The 16,471-nt window shown below is 61.8% G+C and carries 21 protein-coding genes and 1 pseudogene; 4 read left to right on the top strand and 18 right to left on the bottom strand.

Annotated features, from left to right (window positions below):
- The first annotated feature begins 9 nt into the window (after window positions 1-9).
- Window positions 10-282: a hypothetical protein gene (locus ACXJ16_RS26565; protein WP_463923336.1), complete on the top strand. Its 273-nt coding sequence runs from the start codon at window positions 10-12 to the stop codon at window positions 280-282.
- Between the two features lie 220 nt (window positions 283-502).
- Here the strand turns inward: ACXJ16_RS26565 and ACXJ16_RS26560 are convergent, their stop codons facing one another.
- The 4 genes from ACXJ16_RS26560 to ACXJ16_RS26545 all read right to left on the bottom strand — a co-directional run bounded on the left by ACXJ16_RS26560 (window position 503) and on the right by ACXJ16_RS26545 (window position 3,941).
- Window positions 503-808, bottom strand: a complete 306-nt coding sequence (locus ACXJ16_RS26560) for a hypothetical protein (RefSeq protein ID WP_463923335.1) — start codon at window positions 806-808, stop codon at window positions 503-505.
- Window positions 809-1,150: 342 nt separating this feature from the next.
- Entirely contained in the window at window positions 1,151-1,732 is a 582-nt protein-coding gene (locus ACXJ16_RS26555) for a hypothetical protein (protein ID WP_463923334.1), read from the bottom strand.
- Window positions 1,733-2,266: 534 nt separating this feature from the next.
- Window positions 2,267-3,415, bottom strand: coding sequence for a DUF2493 domain-containing protein (locus ACXJ16_RS26550; protein WP_463923333.1), 1,149 nt, complete (start codon window positions 3,413-3,415; stop codon window positions 2,267-2,269).
- A gap of 76 nt (window positions 3,416-3,491) precedes the next feature.
- Window positions 3,492-3,941 carry a DUF736 domain-containing protein gene (locus ACXJ16_RS26545; RefSeq protein WP_463923332.1) on the bottom strand — a complete coding sequence of 150 codons (450 nt, stop codon included), beginning with the start codon at window positions 3,939-3,941 and terminating at the stop codon, window positions 3,492-3,494.
- A gap of 1,065 nt (window positions 3,942-5,006) precedes the next feature.
- Here ACXJ16_RS26545 and ACXJ16_RS26540 point away from each other — a divergent pair.
- Window positions 5,007-5,324 (top strand): integration host factor subunit alpha, encoded by a 318-nt coding sequence (locus tag ACXJ16_RS26540; RefSeq protein ID WP_463923331.1) that lies wholly within the window; start codon window positions 5,007-5,009, stop codon window positions 5,322-5,324.
- On the opposite strand, the gene ACXJ16_RS26535 is transcribed toward ACXJ16_RS26540, so the two are convergent.
- Window positions 5,297-5,497: a hypothetical protein gene (locus ACXJ16_RS26535; protein ID WP_463923330.1), complete on the bottom strand. Its 201-nt coding sequence runs from the start codon at window positions 5,495-5,497 to the stop codon at window positions 5,297-5,299. The genes ACXJ16_RS26540 and ACXJ16_RS26535 overlap by 28 nt on opposite strands.
- A 153-nt stretch (window positions 5,498-5,650) precedes the next feature.
- Window positions 5,651-5,884 carry a hypothetical protein gene (locus ACXJ16_RS26530; protein ID WP_008832840.1) on the bottom strand — a complete coding sequence of 78 codons (234 nt, stop codon included), beginning with the start codon at window positions 5,882-5,884 and terminating at the stop codon, window positions 5,651-5,653.
- 358 nt (window positions 5,885-6,242) lie between these two features.
- On the opposite strand from ACXJ16_RS26530, the gene ACXJ16_RS26525 reads away from it, so the two are divergent.
- Window positions 6,243-6,707 (top strand): hypothetical protein, encoded by a 465-nt coding sequence (locus ACXJ16_RS26525; protein ID WP_142639974.1) that lies wholly within the window; start codon window positions 6,243-6,245, stop codon window positions 6,705-6,707.
- Window positions 6,708-6,711: 4 nt separating this feature from the next.
- Here the strand turns inward: ACXJ16_RS26525 and ACXJ16_RS26520 are convergent, their stop codons facing one another.
- The 4 genes from ACXJ16_RS26520 to ACXJ16_RS26505 all read right to left on the bottom strand — a co-directional run bounded on the left by ACXJ16_RS26520 (window position 6,712) and on the right by ACXJ16_RS26505 (window position 8,712).
- A complete protein-coding gene (locus ACXJ16_RS26520) occupies window positions 6,712-6,906 on the bottom strand; it encodes a hypothetical protein (protein WP_008832697.1) in 195 nt (64 codons plus the stop codon).
- A gap of 192 nt (window positions 6,907-7,098) precedes the next feature.
- Window positions 7,099-7,650 (bottom strand): hypothetical protein, encoded by a 552-nt coding sequence (locus ACXJ16_RS26515; protein WP_463923329.1) that lies wholly within the window; start codon window positions 7,648-7,650, stop codon window positions 7,099-7,101.
- Window positions 7,647-8,183: a hypothetical protein gene (locus ACXJ16_RS26510; protein ID WP_463923328.1), complete on the bottom strand. Its 537-nt coding sequence runs from the start codon at window positions 8,181-8,183 to the stop codon at window positions 7,647-7,649. The genes ACXJ16_RS26515 and ACXJ16_RS26510 overlap by 4 nt, the downstream gene beginning before the upstream one ends.
- 76 nt (window positions 8,184-8,259) lie before the next feature.
- A complete protein-coding gene (locus ACXJ16_RS26505; protein WP_463923327.1) occupies window positions 8,260-8,712 on the bottom strand; it encodes a hypothetical protein in 453 nt (150 codons plus the stop codon).
- 197 nt (window positions 8,713-8,909) lie between these two features.
- Between ACXJ16_RS26505 and ACXJ16_RS26500 the strand changes: the two genes are divergently transcribed.
- Entirely contained in the window at window positions 8,910-9,038 is a 129-nt protein-coding gene (locus ACXJ16_RS26500) for a hypothetical protein (RefSeq protein WP_463923326.1), read from the top strand.
- A gap of 283 nt (window positions 9,039-9,321) precedes the next feature.
- On the opposite strand, the gene ACXJ16_RS26495 is transcribed toward ACXJ16_RS26500, so the two are convergent.
- From ACXJ16_RS26495 to ACXJ16_RS26460, 8 genes and pseudogenes are all read right to left on the bottom strand, one after another.
- Window positions 9,322-9,738, bottom strand: a complete 417-nt coding sequence (locus ACXJ16_RS26495) for a hypothetical protein (protein ID WP_463923325.1) — start codon at window positions 9,736-9,738, stop codon at window positions 9,322-9,324.
- The gene (locus tag ACXJ16_RS26490) at window positions 9,716-9,982 is read right to left on the bottom strand and encodes a type II toxin-antitoxin system Phd/YefM family antitoxin (RefSeq protein WP_285019708.1); all 267 of its coding nucleotides are present in this window, start codon (window positions 9,980-9,982) and stop codon (window positions 9,716-9,718) included. Before ACXJ16_RS26490 ends, ACXJ16_RS26495 begins: the two co-directional genes overlap by 23 nt.
- Before the next feature lie 93 nt (window positions 9,983-10,075).
- Window positions 10,076-10,444, bottom strand: a complete 369-nt coding sequence (locus ACXJ16_RS26485; protein ID WP_463923324.1) for a DUF3768 domain-containing protein — start codon at window positions 10,442-10,444, stop codon at window positions 10,076-10,078.
- Between the two features lie 17 nt (window positions 10,445-10,461).
- Window positions 10,462-11,082: pseudogene (locus tag ACXJ16_RS26480) on the bottom strand (hypothetical protein); the annotation flags it as partial.
- A 103-nt stretch (window positions 11,083-11,185) separates the two neighbouring features.
- Window positions 11,186-11,644: a hypothetical protein gene (locus tag ACXJ16_RS26475; RefSeq protein WP_083274934.1), complete on the bottom strand. Its 459-nt coding sequence runs from the start codon at window positions 11,642-11,644 to the stop codon at window positions 11,186-11,188.
- On the bottom strand, window positions 11,628-13,436 hold the full coding sequence (locus tag ACXJ16_RS26470) for an integrase (protein ID WP_037518151.1): 1,809 nt from the start codon (window positions 13,434-13,436) through the stop codon (window positions 11,628-11,630). Before ACXJ16_RS26470 ends, ACXJ16_RS26475 begins: the two co-directional genes overlap by 17 nt.
- A gap of 4 nt (window positions 13,437-13,440) precedes the next feature.
- On the bottom strand, window positions 13,441-15,261 hold the full coding sequence (locus ACXJ16_RS26465) for a site-specific integrase (protein ID WP_463923323.1): 1,821 nt from the start codon (window positions 15,259-15,261) through the stop codon (window positions 13,441-13,443).
- Window positions 15,254-16,396 (bottom strand): tyrosine-type recombinase/integrase, encoded by a 1,143-nt coding sequence (locus tag ACXJ16_RS26460; protein ID WP_008828797.1) that lies wholly within the window; start codon window positions 16,394-16,396, stop codon window positions 15,254-15,256. Before ACXJ16_RS26460 ends, ACXJ16_RS26465 begins: the two co-directional genes overlap by 8 nt.
- Window positions 16,397-16,471: the final 75 nt, after the last annotated feature.

Here is a 16,471-nt window from a genome sequence, read left to right as displayed (position 1 = left end):
GGTGCGGTTATGGTGGCGCTGTTCAGAGCCGATCAGCCTGACCAGAAGGTAATGAAAATGGCGAAGTCACTGGACGCAGAAATGGCCGCGATCGAGGCCGAGGAACGCAAGCTGTCGGAGCGTCGCAAGGCGCATCTACAGAAGGTACGGGAGGCGGCGATCGGGACGGTCGAGAAGGCGGGGCTTTTCAAGCTCCCGCATGATCGACTGGAGCGGATCATGAAGGCGGTGAAGACGCTGGGCGTTGACGAGGTGGAGAAGCGGCTTCAGGCGTCAGCCTGAGCCGTTTCGGCACCGAACAAACGACCGATGGCCGCGCGGATGGGCTTGCCCATTCGGGCGGCCATTCCTTTTGAGGCGGGCCCCGGCGATGCGTAGCCCTGGCCGTCAGGCCAAGGCGAGCGAGCCGGGGGCAGACGCGGCAGCGATCTGGACGGCATCAGACAAAAAAAGGGAAGCGCGGCCCTGTGGGGCTGCGCCTCCCGTGCGTGGCGGTTTGGGCTCACCAATTGAGCGGGTTCTCCATGTGCTCGACGTAGAGGGCTTCGGATGCGAGCATGATCTCATGGTCGATTTCGATCATGCTCCAGTTGAGGCGATCGGCATGGTTGTGGACCGTCTCGCGATCGTCGATCGTCATGGAGGTCCAATCGATCATTTCGATGAAGTCGTCGCGGCGGTCATGGATGCGACAGGCGCGGTGCATTTCGGCTTCGAGCGAGGCGATGCGATGCTCGATCCGGATCTCCTTATCCGACTTGGCGATGAACTCGATCTTGTCTTCGGGGAGGGTAACTGACGTGCCCATAACGCTCACTCCTTAGTCAAAACGACAGTTACGGTCGGACCTTCGGGGCGCGGTCGGGTCAGGGACGCGAAAGGCGAGCCTTTCGCGCCGCGAAGCGGCGGTGGGGGTCACGATTTTCTTTGGCGGCCGCTGCGCTGTAATTGGCGCGACGAGGTCGATCCGCCGAAGAAAATGGTGGGGCCCCGCCGTCCTTGACGCGGCCGCGCGCCGGAGGTCACAATGGGAAGACTGTGTGGTGGTTTTACCTATCGGCGTGGCGCGGGCGGCGATGCGTAGCCCTGGCCGTCAGGCCAAGGCGAGCGAGGCGACCCCGCGCCGACAGGTGGAGTGCTTTGCCGGGCGCTATGACCAGACCATGCGAAGGGCGCAGCTGGGCGACGTGATCGCGGCCATCTGGTTGAGTGCCGGCAGGTATCGGGCAAGGCCCGGCTCGGCATCGAGCCGGCTTGCCATGACCGGATCGGCAAGGCTTCCGCGCAGCTGCTCGATGCTGATAGTGCCGCAGCTGTCGAGGTCGAGGCCGAGCATCGCGAGGATGGCGTAGGCGTTCGAGTTGGAGACGTTCATCTCGGGCGCGGCGTCCGGGTTGGTCGAGAGCGCCACCATGATGTCGGGTTCGTCATCGCGGCGGGCGATGCGGATGCGACGGCCGAGAAATTGGGCCGTCTCGATCAGGGCGATCGCGTCGACGTCGAAGGTGAAGTGGCGGGCGATCATGGCGATCGGCATCATGGCGGTGCGGGCCTCCCACGCGAAGACGTGTTCGTCGAGCGAGCCGTAGTCGTGGATGATGAGATCGAGGCCATAGCGCTTGCCGTATTCGTCGAGGGTTTCGCGCAGGGCGCCCATCTGCAGGGGGTCGATCATGACGGGGCGCAGATTGTCGGGTTCGTTGGAATCTTCGATGCGAAACGTGATGCTCATCGGAACCTCCTTCGTTAAATTCCCGATCCTCTTTCCCTCTCTCCTCCAGCGCCGATCCGGTGACGGATCGGGGTCGCCGAAAGCGGCATTGGGTGAAAAAGGCGAAATGACACCCGAAGGGCAGAGCAGGGTGGTCCAGATGGTCCTGATCGGGAAGCCGCGGCGCTGGCAGACCGGCGCGGATCTGTGTTCATGCTCGCGGCAGCAGCGCGCGCCGGGTTCGATGCCCGGCGGGCGCTCCCCCGCCCTCGATATCTGGGGGCCAGGTCGAGCGGCGCGGGGCCGATCGTCTTGCTTGCGGCAGCTCCTTACCGGAGGGGGGAAGGTCGCCGCGCGCGCCGTCGCCAACGAGCCCCGGCGGGGGCGATGTTGGCGGCGGCGCGCGCGGCGGCCTGGCGTGGGGGGAACCGTAGGGTTTCCCCCACCTAGCGCGACGTGGACGACAAAGGGCCAGCGCCGGGGACGTGCCCCGATGCTGGCCCAATGCTCCTGCCAAGGAAAGGGTAGGGGCGGCGCTGGTCCGCCCCTGTTATCTCATCCCCAATTCTGCCGCTTGGCGTCGGCGGGCATGGGGGCCTGTGCGTCATAGCGGAAGGCGTGGGTGGGAACGCCTGCGCCCTTCAGTTCGTCCAGCAAGTGCGACTGAATGCCGGTGCCTTGGCAAATGATCGCTTCGACGGGCCGGAGGCTGACAAGCTGGTCATTACGCTTGAAACCGGCGCTCTTGCCAAAGCGCTGCGCGTTGGGGGCAAAGGTGACAATCGGCACGCCAGCTTGTGCGGCCCAAGCTGCGGCGATGGCGTCGCATCCCTTGCGCTGGCCGGTGGTGCAAAGGGTCATGCTCGGGATGCGGGCCTTGATCTGGTCGAGGCGGGCGTAAAGCTGCTGATAGTCGTGCCATTCCTGACCGCCGGAAAAGACGACAAGCGGGCCGGTGGGGTTGCGCTTTTCGCGCATGGCGGTTGCGCGGGCTTTCAGGAAATCGGCGGATGCGATCTGGCTTGCGGTTGTGACGCTGGAAACCCTCGATCCGCGCGCGGTGCTCCAAGGGCGGCCGGTCTGCGAACGGTAGCAGTTGGCGGCATAGTCGCGCATGCATTCGACGGCTGCGCGCTGCTCCATCTTGGTACGGGCGCGAAGCTGCAAATCCTCCATCTCGGTTGCATAGATTTCGCTGCGGTCGTCCTGCTCGATCCGGTCTTTAAGGTCGCGGCAAAGGGTGTCCTCCTCGCGGGCCAGCTTCTCGGCTTCGTAGTGAAACGAATTGACGATGCCCCATGCGATGGCCTGCGCGCTCGGCTCAAGGCGGGTGTCGCGGAAAAGGTCGAAGATGGTGTTGATGATGGCATGGCATTCTGCCTGCGCCTCGGCGGGCTCGGGCATGTCCAGTTCCTGCGCCTCGCCCCCCATGTCGAGGATGGAAAGCGCCGTCACGTCGCCGAATGCTTCGGTGAAGCTGTCGAGCACGGAATCTTGCGCGATCATGTCGGCAATCTCTGCCTCACGGGCCAGCGCTGCCAGCTCGTCGGGCGTGGCTGCGGTTCCGGCTTCATCCTCGCCGCGCATGGTGTCGGCAATCGCCTTGTCCAGATACTGCTTGCGCAGTTCGGCGGGCGTGGTGCCGATGGCCTTTGCGAGGTCCGCAAAGCTGCTATAAGTGCGGCTGTTCGTTTCCTTGGTCATGATAACTCATCCTTGGCAGGGGATAGCGAATAGGGTCGGGAGAGGGCGGCTACCCTCTCCCTTCCCGTCGGGGGGATCAGAACGCGGGGACGTGATCCTCTTCGTGCTCTGCGGCGATGCGGCCATCTTCGGTGGCGTTGCCTTCACCGAAACTGTCGTCACGCTGGCGGCGGCGGGTCTGGCGGGTGCCGTCCATGTTCTGGCGCATGGGGGCCGGACGGTTCCAGACGACGCGATAGCCGTCTTCGTCGTCACCAAAGACCATGATGGCCATTTTCTCGGGCAGGCTGGGATCGTCGAGGCTGCCCTGATAGAAAACCTCGCCGGTCGAATTGCTGGTGGCCTCCCAAAGCGCGCCGACCTGCACCCACTTGCGAGCGACGTTGAGCGCCATGATCTCGAACGCGGGGGCCTTCTCGTTCGTGCTTTCGACGGGGCGAAGGCCAAGGCGGGCAAGGTCGACGGTGAGGGTTGCGATCGAACCGATGAGCTGGCCGTTCTTGAGGGCGAAAGTACCGATGTTCATGAGCATTACTCCTATAGTGCGGGGCCTATCCCCTAGTCTTTGGTCCGGGGCTTCTCCCCTTCCCTTCCGACACACTAATCTTACTCGCTAAACTCAAAATACTAAAATGCATTGATTTCTTGACAGCTATTTACCGTACATGGTGAACCTGAGCCTAAATAGTTGGCGCGGTAGCGACATTACAAAGAAACTTCGGCCCGACAGGGCCGTCATTACTGACCAACAGAGCGCAAGGGGGTGGGTTGTCATTCACCGCACACGGAGCCACCTTCGCCTGTGTCCCAAGTGGCACGCCGGGGATCGCTCGATCAAAAGACGTCGCGCTGCGGCCTAGCGGAGCTTGCCGATCCGCGCTGGCTGTCTGCGACCAGCAGACAAAAGCCAGCCAGCGCGGATTGGCTAGCGCAGCTTGGTCGGAGGCAGCTTTTGATTGAGCAACCCGGTGTGCGACGCCGGGACACTGGCGGGGGTGGCGCAGTGTGTGGTGAATGACCTGGCGCGAGGTTGGTGCTGGGGATCGGCGTCCTCGCCGGTTCCCAGCATGGCCAAGAGAACCGGCCCCGAAGGGGACGACAACAGCCGCAGGCTACTGGCGCTGTGCGCGGGTCAGGAGCGCCGTGGGAGGCTCAAGGGAGGGAAGCGGCGCAGGGACCGTCGCAGGCCCGCTGAGAGTAGGGCAGGGCGCCCGGGCAAGGGATCGTAGCCCGTCAGGGTGGAGACCCGCAGGGGCTCCATGAGCCGAAGGCGAGCAGAGCCCGGTCTCGCCGCAGGCGAGATGACCCCGAACTGCGGTCTAACCTATTGGCGACACGGTTGAAGGTGATGTATGTTGCGCTGCGGTACGTCGGCGCCGATGCCTACGGCACGGGGCATGTCATCAGCCGAAAGGTGCATGAACCGATGTTGGTTCAGAAGATCCTGTGCGTTTTCAATCGGCATGAGCCTGACCGCCATAAGGTTGTGTGGGACGGCTTGCATTATGTTGCACGTTGTAGGGCATGCGGCCGCGAGATATATCGTGTGAAATCAAAATCGTGGCGAGCGATCGGCAGCGGATAGGAGTATATGAGACTGGCAGTGCAGGATGTAGGGACGTTGACGCGCGCCGATATAGCGGAAGCGATGCATCGGCGGGTGGGTCTGTCCAGAGCTGAAGGTCTGTATATGGTCGACCAGATCCTCGATCGAATGGCCGCCGCGCTTGCGGCGGGTGAGAACGTGAAGATCACGAATTTCGGGACGTTTCTTTTGCACGACAAGGCAGAGCGGCTCGGCCGTAATCCGAAGACCGGGGAAGAGGCGACCGTTTCAGCGCGGCGCGTAGTGACCTTCAGGCCGAGCCAGGGGCTTCGTGATCAGGTTTCGCGGCCAGCGGCCGAGTAGGTCGCGAGGCCAAGCCACGAACCGTTGCCGCCTCTAAACTGGCGCACGACGTCGCCGCGATCCCAATGGCCGGTGAAGATTCCGCGCCTGTTGATGCCGCCGACGGGCCGGGTGCGAGCTGCCAGCAGTCTGGCACGGCGGGTGTCGCGATCGAGGTGACGCAGAGGTTCCATGGTGATGATCCTTTCTGCAGGAGCGATCGCGCAGCGATCGGTCAGATTTTCATGAAGAGCCACGCATAGATGAGCGAAGCGGCGAGGGCGGCGAACAGAGTCCAAGCCGCTCGTGGGGCGCCGTAGGCAGCGACGGGGAGGGCAGCTTTCATGTCAGGCTTCATCCTCGGCATGATGCTGGTCCTGGGCGTTGACCCAGGCAAGGTTGATCGCGGCGCCTATGAATGCCCATACGACGATCGCGACGACGGACCATGTTTGCCATGATCGAGGCGGTAGTTCGGTCAGGTTCCCGAACAGTGTCGCGATTGTGAAGTTGGCGATGAGCAGCGCCAGGATGACAATCCATGGCGTCCACAAGGGCCGATTCAAGAGCTTTGCCAGCATCGATGGGCTCCTATTTGTACCAGGGGTGACGGGAAGGGCTGCCTGGCTTGTCTCAATGCCTTTGAAGCAGTCGGTCGACCAATAAGGCAAGCGATAGCGCGGCGATCAGCGGGTCGCCGGTCTGGCAAGAAGTTTGGAACAGGGGGTGTAAGGGTTGCCAGACCGGCGGGAACAAGACTGCATCTCGCTCGCGAGAAGAGTTTTGAGTTTCAAATCCTAACGAAAGGTTAATTTTGGTTGGGGCGGAAGTTCTCGATAATGAAAACCGCCGTCATTTGAATGACGGCAGTGAGCCTTGACTAGCACGTTCGCTTAATGTTCTAAATGCGTCATAGGTCTCACCGAAGGAGGACAACCTATGAAAATGAAGGACGTATTGGAGGGGTACAACTACGATCTGCCCCTGATGGACGCGATGAACGATGCCGAACTTCGACCTTTTCGCCGGCTGCTGGCGGGAGCCCTTATGGGTGAGAGCCTGGATGCCGGGTATTTCGCGACCCGCGAAATGGCCGATGCCTATTTCGATCTGTGGAACGACGTCCGCAAGGGCGTTCGCTACGGCGAAGGGTACTTGGCCTTCGAGGAAATCCTCAAGGACAAGAACCCGCTGCAGATGAAGCTGTGGTATCTGACCTGCGAGCGCGATCTGAATGAGACCGTTAAGGACATGCGCTGGCTCGCCATCCTTGCCAACCGGCGCGGGTACATGGCGCGGGCCGTGCGTGAATCGGGGGCAGATGTGCTGCATGTCGCGGCACGCAATCTGGTCGTGGGCAAGACGCCCGCCGAACTGGTGGCAGACAAGACGGTCTGGAATTGAGCGCTCAGGCTACGAGCGCGAGGATGGTTTCCGGCTCGATCGGCTGATGCCGTGAGACGCGGAAGGGTTGCAAGGGGTTGTCGGTGCGCACGACGAACTGGTCGGCGCCGGTAGTGTCGCGAAGCTGACAGGCGACGGCATAGCACTTCTCGAACGAGGTGAGATGGCGGCGGCGGGCTGATAGAGACGAGATAGTCATAGGTTTGTCCTTCGGGTGATGTCCTTCGGGTGATGTGCGCAATGCGCGGGAACGAGCCATGCAGGTTCGTTCATCTTAAATTGACCCATTGCGGTGTATCGTGCTTGCAGCCGGAATTGACGTTGAGGCGTTGCTAAGGCTGATCCACGGTAATGCATGGGTCTCATTCAATCGACGGGGTCGAAGCCGCTGCTACGGTTTCGGCCCCGTTATTGCATCGAGGCGGCGCTGGCGCTCGGCGCGCAGCTGCTCGACCAGGCGTGGATCGGCATGTGTCTGGATCAGGCGTAGAAGTACGGCGTCGGGCAGACGCATGGGATCGAGGCGTGGTCCTTTCGGTTTGGACTCCATGCGGCCGAGGCCCAGCAACACGATGCGGTTTCGGACTTCGACGAGGCGTTCACCGCGCTCGGCGCGGGTGAAGGCGCGATCGAGGCCGTAGAGCCAACCGGAATCGGCATGAACAAGCATGGCTTCGCAGCGCGTGAGATCATCGGCGTGCCGGCATTGACGGATGCGCTCGACCGTCAGTTCGCGTGCGGTGGTGCGCACGCGCGCGTAATGATCGCTGCTCGGGCTCTCGATCGCGAAGAGGCGGTGCATGTGGCGGACCCATGAAGCCATGCTTTCCCAGGCGAACGCGGCGGGCGTCGATTTCTCGGCCTTGCGATATGCGCGCAGCGGCGGCGCCGATCGAGGTGGTTGCTTGTCGCCGTGAAACAGGTCGGGTTGCCGCTCGCTCATGTGATCGGCTCGATGTCGCGAACCTCGACCATCCGGATCTTGGCGGTGCGCTCTGCACCGACAGGGTCGAGGAAGACATAACAGTGGTCAGCGAAGGTGTCGTTGCACAATCTCCAGATGACGCCCTCGCGGCCGAGGAAAAGGTGTGGTCCATACGCGGGATCTACGGCTCCCGGAGCATCGACGATGCGGACCCGTTGGCGTACCCGGAGCCAGTTTGCGGCGCCCTGCAGAATCGCGGCTTTGTCGTCCCTTGAAAGGTAGGCGGGGCGATCTGCCCGTTCCGGCCCGAAGGTGGCAAGGGGATCGTTCGCAATGCGATCGAGCGTTGCTTCGATCGTTTCCATGGCCGGTGTCTCGACCTCGGCCGCAGGCCGGTTCCGCCGGTAGTGGGTGATGGTTCGCCCGCTGAACAAGTCCGCCTGGGAGCCGAGGACGCGCTTGCTTTGCTGTTCGAGCTGATAGGCTCGGCGCCAATGGTCATCAGGGGTGAGGGCGCGAGCTGGCGTAGGTTCGGAATAGACGATCGCCATAAGCTCGGCGAACTCTTCGGGAGACACTGTAGCGAGTTTGCGATTGTATCGAATGCCCCCAGCGCGAAGCGCTTTGCTAGCTTCGGTCATGGGTTGTGACCCCGAAATGGCCGGCCACCGCAGTTAGATGTGCAGCGAGCGCCCGTTCAGCATCGGCCGGGTCGGGCAGCGAGGCGACCGGGAAAAGGCAGGGATACCGGAAATCCAAACGGGCATGGTAATCCGACAGATGACGGATCAGCCGTGATGCGTCGGCCGAGATCAGTTGGGAATCCGGGCACTGCCTGAGGTAGGACCGCTCAGCCCCATAAAGATCGTGACTGATGAAATGCATGAGGTCCATCTCGTCGAAGCCGTGCTTTTTGAGCAGCGATTTCAACGACAGCTCCAGGGCGTGACCCACGCTCTGCCAGAACGGTGCTTCACACTGGTTCCCGTCCAGCAATGTGCGGGTGGCACGGCCGTACTCAAGGGCCATTCGCAGATATCGGACGCCCAAATCTTCATCGCTGCGAGATTGCTCACGCATTGGTTTCTCCTCGAGGCTGATGGAAGTGCTGCTTTCGCGGCCAGGGTTGACCTACAGCGGGTGTGGCCCTAGAACAGAAATCGTTCTAAGATATTGATATTTAACATAATTGTTATTATCGCACCGCGTCAGATGGACGTTGAACGTCACCCGCGCGCATGGGATGATCGCCCTGCGATGACAGAGGAACACGGATCATGGACCCGAAACAGATGACCGACGAGCAGTTGGTCGACGCATGGGATAAAGTCGAAGACGGTGAAAACCTGTCTGCGTTCGAACAGGCGGTGATCAATGAAATCGAGCGTCGAAATATTGACCTTTAGAGGTCTGTTAGAATTATGACGATGTGATCCATTGGCTGAGCGCCGACTTGATCAAAATCGAATAAATGCTAGGGCGATGAAAGGCGGCGGGCTAAACGCGACCGGCCCGTCGCCGGCAACTTATTTCAGGCGAGTAGCAAGCCTGTCCCGATCAGAATGAAGCCAGCCAGGTGCAAGGTTCACTTGCCTAACGGCGTCAGGCCAAAGTCGCCGATTATCGTTGAGGCCACAACGATGACCCCGAAAGCGCTGATCGTCAGGAATGAGGCCGTTTGCATCGACCTTATTCCGTCCTGTGCGTAATCTTCACCCGGCGCGCCAAGATATTGGCAGCAACCTGACGGTAGATTTTTTCGGGCATGACGCCGATAACCGGACTGCCGTTAGCGCCCGATCGCACGTCAGGCCCGACCCATGTGAACTCGTTCACATCGTTCCAGACGATACGGCTTCGCACATCCAAGCGCAGATGCTCGATCACGCGCTGCGGCAATTCGACCGAGTGCTCGGGAGAATAATCGCGCGTCGTCAGCGGCACCGTGATGACGCGCAAGCGTCCGTGCTTCAGGTACGTGCCAACGACCATGCACGGCCGAATTTTCCGGCCGTCTTCCTCGCCTCGATCGTGCTCGTGCCGCCAGAGGTAGAGATAGTTGATGACCTCGCCGGGACGCGGCTCAGTCCAGGAGCTTGTTGGCATCGTAGGACTCGGGCACTGGCTGGGCATTGGCGATCGCGTTGAACGCATCGTCGCTCAGTTCCTCGGGAGCGAGCGCGATGTGGTCGAGCCGCGCCAGACGTTCGTACTCTGCTGCAGGGAGCATGACGACGCGCGCGGCGCCATTGCGCTCGACCGCGATCGGATGGGTCATGGCTTCATCGTAGTAGAAGCCGAAGCGCTTCGAGACTTCGCTCGAGCGGAAGGTTTCGATGGACAAGCTCATGGCCTGATCTCCTGCTATCGCGCAGATACCGCGCAATCCGTACAATTATCGACATTCCGTATAATACGGAATGAGCGGAATTGCAATTGCAGGTCAAAGATCCTCGCGGACCATGATCGTCATGACGCGGCGGGTGACGCTGGCGTCAGTGGGGTCAGGGGAACCCCATTTCAGGTCGGCGTCGTAGGCGTCGATCTGGAAATAGACTGTCGTTCCCCGGTAATCGATCTGGCCACGATCGCGCTCGGTCCTGTCGTCTTCGGGATAGGTGAACTTGCGGACTTCGGCGAGGATCTGGGCCTGGGCGACAAGTTCGGCCATGGTAGTGTCAGCGAAAGTGCCAAGGCAGGTGCGGGTAATGACGATCCGCCCGGTACGGTCGAGACCGTGGCGGCAACGATCGTTGAGACGGGCGATGATTTCCCGTTCGGACATGCCGGCGGTGGCAGTTGCGAGGGACATGGCAATTCTCCTGGAGGTCAGGCGGCGAGACGGGGACGCTGCGCTGCGGGCACCGCAGCGTTGAAGCGTTCGATCCAGCTGCGCATGGTCGGGCGCTCGTCGACGGGGATCGAAGCGGCGACGTCCTGAAACCGGATCAGGTCGAGCGGGGCCTCGGTGATGATCCGGTCGATGTCCTCGGCGGGAAGTAGCCCCTCATGGCGGATGAAATCCGTCATGCGGCCTGGCCGCGCCTTGGTGGTCTTGCGCCAGAGGCCCTCGACCGTTCGCAGGCGCGGTGCCGCCCTCGCCTCCACCAGAACGATCAGCCGCAAGCACCAGGCTGGAAGTTCGCGGATCTCCTGCGCACGATTGGATATGCAGAGCCAACATGCGGACTTATCTGGCACCGGCAGGCCCTCGGCCTCGATGCGGCGGATGCAGGCATCGCGATCCCAGCCCCATTCCCGAAGGGGGTACTGGCATTCGTAGAGTGGATCGTCGATCGACAGGGCATGGTTGGCGCGCAAGGTGTCCCTTGGGCCGGCGTCGTAGCCGATCAGGCGTATCACCCGCTGGCCGCGAGCCCATGCTTCCTGGGCGGGTTCCCATGTCTTCAGGAAGGCGTCCTGTGGAGCCTTCTTATATTTCAAGGAGCATTAGGTCTGGACGGTTCTGTCCTCTTTGCCTCGCAAATCCTGCATTTCCGCCACTCCCAATCCCCCTCCCCTTCCAAGACGCCCCATAAGGTCGGGCCCGCCTTCACACAGCGGAAGGATCATGTTGTTCAGCGCTGGCGCGGATTGGCACGGGTCGGCGTATCCGATCGAGTTCCTGCACGAGTTGCGCGTTGCGACGTTCGAGCCTTTCCGCGCGCTGCTCGGCTTCGACAGCGCGCTTCAGCAGGCTCGCGTTATGTGTCGCGAGTGCGACGTTGCGGTCTTCCGCATCGCGAAGAGCCGTGCGTGCGCGATCCGTCTGTCCTGCGATCCTTTCTGTGTCTTTAGCACGCTGCGCCTGAAGTCCGCGCAGAGTGGCAAGAACGCCGGCGTGGTGGGTATAGATTATATTGCGGCCAACCCCAGCAGCGCGTGCGAGAGCGGCTACCGTCGGCGCAGTGGATGGTTCACTAGCAAAGGCGCTAAGAGCCTCACGCAGACGAGCATCGGTCTTTGCCCAGCGACGGGCTTGCGGAGTGGATAAGTCAGGTTCGGATGCCATCGGCATTTCCTTTGTCGATCTGGTCGAGGATGCAACGCGATTCCTGGATACGGGCTTCGGCAAGCGCGCGGCTCTCGGCATCGAGATCATCCCGCTGGGTCAGCATGATGTTACGTTCGAGGCGCGCTTCCCAAACGTGTCTATGCCGGTCGGTCACGGCGAAGTTGGCGCAGGTCCGGCAGGTGCTTTGGGTGCGAAGGACCGGGTTCGGCTCGCACTCGCCGCCAAGGCAAGCGGAGGATTCTCGGCGGTACAGACAGTAACCCCAGTCGCAGACGCCAAGGCGCATATCCGTCTCGGCCAGGATCTCGGTGATATAGCCATCGACGTCGCCCGATCGCTTTCGCCCGCGGAACGGTGATCGTTCGGAGAGCATGACCCCCGCCTTGCCGCCAACGTGCGGAGCCAGGAGAAGGTCTTCCAGCGCCTCCCGGGTTTCTTCCGCAGTCTGGTCGTCGATCAGTTCGGCAAGCTCAAAGTCGGTGCCGACATAGGCTCGGTCGGTCATCGCGCGGTGAACGTGACCGAGGTGGCGTTGTAATGCCGTCAGGCCGGTACGATCACGCCGACCGATGAACCGGGAGAACGTCTTGCGCCCCTGATAAGTGGTCAGGCGCCAGGTGCCGTCTTGGTAGTCCGGCAGCGCGAGGAAAGGCGCAAGCCGCTCATTCAAACGACGGTTGACCAGGGGTGGTCGCAATCGCGCGACGGGCATCGACGTCGGCAGTGGCGATCGCCCCCTGCCAAGCTGATGAAGCCAGAGATTTCTATCGCCGCTAAGTTCGCGAAGCGGAGCCGAGAGACGTTCAAGAATATGGATCGCCCGCTGAACTGGCTCAGGTGCGAGCCAGCGGTGGATGTCGCCATGCTCTGTCAGCGAAGTCTTAGTGATCGTGCCGACCAAATAGACGTGTTCCTCCCCGCTGCCATCGGCCGCGTGGCGCTCAAGGCAACCCTCTTCAAGCCTCAAGATTTCCGAAGCTCGCGCGCCAACGAGATAGGCGATGACGACGAAACAGGCGTCGCCAAGCCGGTCAAGCATGAACGCAAGGCGGCGCAGCGGCCAGTTGGGATTCGCATATCGATCCGCATGAGGAATTGCCTCGTCCAGCATGGCGCGTCTGATATGCCAGTGGAGCCACCGACCCTGGTAGTGCGGTCGGAACCGTGCATGGAGATTCTCGAGATGGTCGCGCAGTGCGAGTATCTGGTCCGCCGTTCCGCCCAGCAGCTCTATAGCCCCGCTGACCAGCGGCACGGCGATCTCGTCGGGGGTGTAAGGATGGCCGCCGTAAGGTTTCCAGTGGCGCTTCCCGACTGAAGCGGCGCGGGGCGGCGGCACAGACGGTGCATCATCCAGCTTGTTGCGTTGCATGTGAAACGTGCGGATCGTGCCCAGATACCCTTCGGCGGTGCTGAGCGAGAGCAACGCTCCGCTTCTGCCGCGGCGACCGCGGAGCATTGCGACGAACCGATTGACCGTGTCTTCATCAAGATCGCTGAAGCGTCGAACATTTTCGACCGCCATCCATCGAACGAGGAAGCGAATGTGATTAAAGTGGCCCCGGATCGTACTCTGTCGGAGCGGCACCCGGCCTTCGGGGGGATCGTCTCGTAGCGACAGCAGGAATAGTTCAGCCGCATACCTAAGCGGTTTCCACTGATCGTCGCTGAACCGGCCTCCATCCGGCATTAAGAAACGCCAGTTGAACGTCATCGTGACGGACATGCTATCGTTTTGCAACGATACCGCCGGGAAATGAGCGAGCGAAGATGTCGTCACGGAGCCCATGATGCTACTCCATATCCGGCAGTGGTGGCAGAACCGGAATGAGGCGCTCTGCGTCCGGCATCATCTCGGGCGGAAACGCCGGCAGCAAATCCTCCGCCAACGCCCGAAGACTCGGAGCGTAGAAGCGTCCGAACCGGATTGGGTCAATACGCTCGCGTGCCAATTCAAGATGCCGGATGGCTTGGACGATCCGCGCGAGATGGTCCGGGTTGATCGGGACGACCAAGCCAGGACAGGCGAGGCAACCACCGAGCTTCGGGCACACTTGACCAGGGCGCGCAGACGCGTCGTCGGTCGGCCGAAGGCAGGTGTGACCGAACAGCGCGGTCACTGGCGCTGCGGTATATGATCCTCCATCTTGCGGGCGATCCGAGCTTGTTTCGCCGTGAACCCATTTGATCATCAGCGATTGGAGCCGGGCGATCGTATCGCGCTCGAGGCGGCGAACGGCCTCGCCGTCGACGTAAATATCGGTGGTTGCGACATCTGCATGATTAAGGACCGCCTTGGCCGCCATGATATCGCCCTGCGAGGCGGTATAGTGGGCGCTCGCCATGCTGCTGCGGAACAGCTTGGGCGAGAAATCGGGAAGCAACGGTCGGCGCTCATCGGGATGAGCTTCGTTCCAGGAGGCGATGGCGGCGTTCTGGCGCTCGTAAAACCGCAGCATTGCCCATCGCAGCGTGGCCTGCGCGATTTGGCCGGCGTTATGCTCTCGTTCGTTGCGGCCGGTCGTCATGAGGAACCGGTGCAGGAACAACTGGTCGCGCTCGGACGGCCCCACGTGCGGCAGCAGAGGAGCCGTCATCGCGAGAAGTTTCTCTATCAGGCGTGGCGCCGAATAGGGGCGGCGATTGTCGAACGAGCGCCGCTGCATGCGCTTGACCTTCCCACCGGCGCGGGGTTTGCTCCATTCGACCATGACGCGATGCCGGTCGAGCGGATGGGCTATCAGGCAATCCCGCTTGATTTGACGCAGCGGCCCGGCATTAGCTGCCGTCTGGATCAGCAGCGCGATGTAGAACGCCGTTAGAGCATCGGTCGTGATATGCAGATAGCCCTCGATCGAGGCGATCGGGTGCGCTTTTGGCAGAGCCTTCTTGCGGAAGCCTAGCCGCCGCAAACCATTGCCTCCGGGGGATAGACCATTGTTAGCCCGATGGAGCCGCCATATCCATCGGTCCAGTCCTTCTGTGCGCCACGAAGGGCGCGGCGGCAGCTCAGTTAGGGCTATGACGCCCTGGCCATATTGGAACTTGTCCCAGGCGACGTCGATCTCTGCGTAGCAGGCTGCTAGCACCGACCGCATCTGGAGGGGCGTTAACCGCTCTTGGGGCAGTCGCTGGGTACCGGCGAGCGGGATAGCATTGTTTGGCACCGTGAGGTCAGGGGCGAACAGACAAGGATTGTTCGCTATTGCTCGCTTTAGTACTGGCCTAACCATGCCGAGCTGGTGCGATTGCGACTTTACGCCGCGCTTACGTCCGTTGGCCGGCTTCGCCAGCCAAGTGATGAATCTGCGGATCGTTGCCGTATCAAGGTCGGCAGCGCACCCGACCCGCCCGTCTTCACGCAGGAACCTCCCGAACACGCGCAGCGCGAACCAGCGAGCGGCACGGGTCGCGGCGCTGGATGCCACGTCATGATCACGGAAGGCACGGGCCATAGCTGCGCTGATGTCGTCCGGCATCCCGAACAGCGCCCGATCGAACTGCTGCACGATCTTGCCCCATTCATCGCGGAACTGAACTTTCGCGACATCCGGCGGATGGTCTGCAGGCGCCGTTTCGAGCCGCAGCGTCCGATCGAGACGAGTCCTAGCCATCGGTTGGGATCAGCTCACCATACAGATAGGCAAGGCTCTCGCTCAGGTCATGCTCATGGAGCTCGACGCAGCGCAAATAGATCGCCGTGGTTGTGATTGAGGCGTGGCCGAGCAGCACCTGCACGACCTTGAGCGGGTTGAGATCAGGATTGGTACGGGCTTGGACCTGAAGGCGGACGAGCATGGCCATCGCGAAGGTATGGCGCAGCCAATGTAGCGTACCGTGAAGCCCGGAGGCCGCAAACGCTTCCGCAAACTGTGCCGTGAGAAGCTTGTGAGTCATGGCGCGGCCATGTTCGTTCAACAGGAGATTGGATGGCATGCGGTAGCGCCTGTCGGCACGGCGAGCGCGATGAACGATCCGGGCACGCCACTCACCGATGTACCAGTGAGTATGATCGAGTAGCCGAAGCGGGGGATAGACCGTTCTTGGCCGGTCGCCTTTGGTGATATACAGCGGTACTCCAACCAGCGGCTCGCTGGCGAGGTCGAGCGGCCAGCTATCGGGAATTTGGCCGATGGCAAGCGCGCAAAGCTCTTTACGGCGCAGACCCGCTCCGAGCGCCCACTGCGCGGCAAGGCGCGCTGTCGGCCTAAGATGTGTGAATAGCCTCGCCAGTTCGGCAGCATGCAGCGGCCGCGGCAGCCTTTCGGGCCGTGAGACGATCAGTGCGTTGACCTGGCGCCGCTGCAATCCGGGACGATAGGCACCGTCGAGCATCAGCGTCATCTTCTCGGTCAATCGGAACGGGCAGTGGTCGATCAATCCCCTGTCGAGCGCCCATCCGTAAAAGCGGCACACAGTGGAGACGCGCGCGTTGATCGTGGTCCGGGCGTAGGGCCGTCCGGTATGCTGGCTAGGGTTTTCCAGCATCCGGTTGCGATAGGCGGCGATCACGCGCTCGTCGGCCTCGCGCCAATTAACCCCAGATTGCTCGAGCGCGTCGAACCAGTCGTGTAGATGCTCACCGTAGGTACGCACAGTTTCCGACGCCTGCGCGTGCCCACTGAGGTCGGCATGCTCCATGAGCCAGACGAAGGCCGGCTCGATGATTGCCATTTCCGCATCGAACAGAATCGGGAAGCCGACGGGGATGTCCGACTCACCCGCCACCGCCCGAATGATCGATACCATATCGTGGGATCCCCTTACGCTGGGGTGACAACGAACAATACCGCAATTTGGGATCTGGTCGGCAAGGAGTTCGGC

The organism is Novosphingobium sp. TK71 (assembly GCF_055361505.1).
Note: the sequence above shows the minus strand (reverse complement) of the source record. Positions and strands in the feature narration are given on the sequence as shown.